The organism is Sporosarcina sp. AD_1, from assembly GCF_057373025.1.
This window is the reverse complement of sequence record NZ_JBPVIR010000025.1, coordinates 1-1293: the sequence shown is the minus strand read 5'-3', so window position 1 is coordinate 1293 and position 1293 is coordinate 1. Positions and strand designations below refer to the sequence as shown.

The following is a 1293-nucleotide window of genomic DNA, read 5'->3' as shown; positions in this document are numbered from 1 at the left end:
CCACGCTTCCACCCCGAACCTATCCACCTCATCATCTTTGAGGGATCTTACTTACCGAAGTAATGGGAAATCTCATCTCGAGGGGGGCTTCATGCTTAGATGCTTTCAGCATTTATCCCGTCCATACATAGCTACCCAGCGATGCCTTTGGCAAGACAACTGGTACACCAGCGGTATGTCCATCCCGGTCCTCTCGTACTAAGGACAGCTCCTCTCAAATTTCCTGCGCCCGCGACGGATAGGGACCGAACTGTCTCACGACGTTCTGAACCCAGCTCGCGTACCGCTTTAATGGGCGAACAGCCCAACCCTTGGGACCGACTACAGCCCCAGGATGCGATGAGCCGACATCGAGGTGCCAAACCTCCCCGTCGATGTGGACTCTTGGGGGAGATAAGCCTGTTATCCCCGGGGTAGCTTTTATCCGTTGAGCGATGGCCCTTCCATGCGGAACCACCGGATCACTAAGCCCGTCTTTCGACCCTGCTCGACTTGTAGGTCTCGCAGTCAAGCTCCCTTATGCCTTTGCACTCTACGAATGATGTCCAACCATTCTGAGGGAACCTTTGGGCGCCTCCGTTACACTTTAGGAGGCGACCGCCCCAGTCAAACTGTCCACCTGACACTGTCTCCTGCCCGGATCACGGGCATGGGTTAGAAGTCCAATACAGCCAGGGTAGTATCCCACCGACGCCTCCTCCGAAGCTGGCGCTCCGGGATCTAAGGCTCCTACCTATCCTGTACAGGCTGCACCGGAATTCAATATCAGGCTACAGTAAAGCTCCACGGGGTCTTTCCGTCCTGTCGCGGGTAATGCGCATCTTCACGCATATTATAATTTCACCGAGTCTCTCGTTGAGACAGTGCCCAGATCGTTACGCCTTTCGTGCGGGTCGGAACTTACCCGACAAGGAATTTCGCTACCTTAGGACCGTTATAGTTACGGCCGCCGTTTACTGGGGCTTCAATTCAAAGCTTCGCTTGCGCTGACCTCTCCTCTTAACCTTCCAGCACCGGGCAGGCGTCAGCCCCTATACGTCACCTTACGGTTTTGCAGAGACCTGTGTTTTTGCTAAACAGTCGCCTGGGCCTATTCACTGCGGCTCTCTCGGGCTATTCACCCTACCAGAGCACCCCTTCTCCCGAAGTTACGGGGTCATTTTGCCGAGTTCCTTAACGAGAGTTCTCTCGATCACCTTAGGATTCTCTCCTCGCCTACCTGTGTCGGTTTGCGGTACGGGCACCTCCCGCCTCGCTAGAGGCTTTTCTTGGCAGTGTGAAATCAGGGACTCC

The 1293-nt window shown here is 55.1% G+C and carries 1 rRNA gene; it reads right to left on the bottom strand.

The features are described 5' to 3' along the window. A 23S ribosomal RNA gene (locus ACSW3C_RS20160) occupies positions 1-1293 on the bottom strand; the annotation flags it as partial.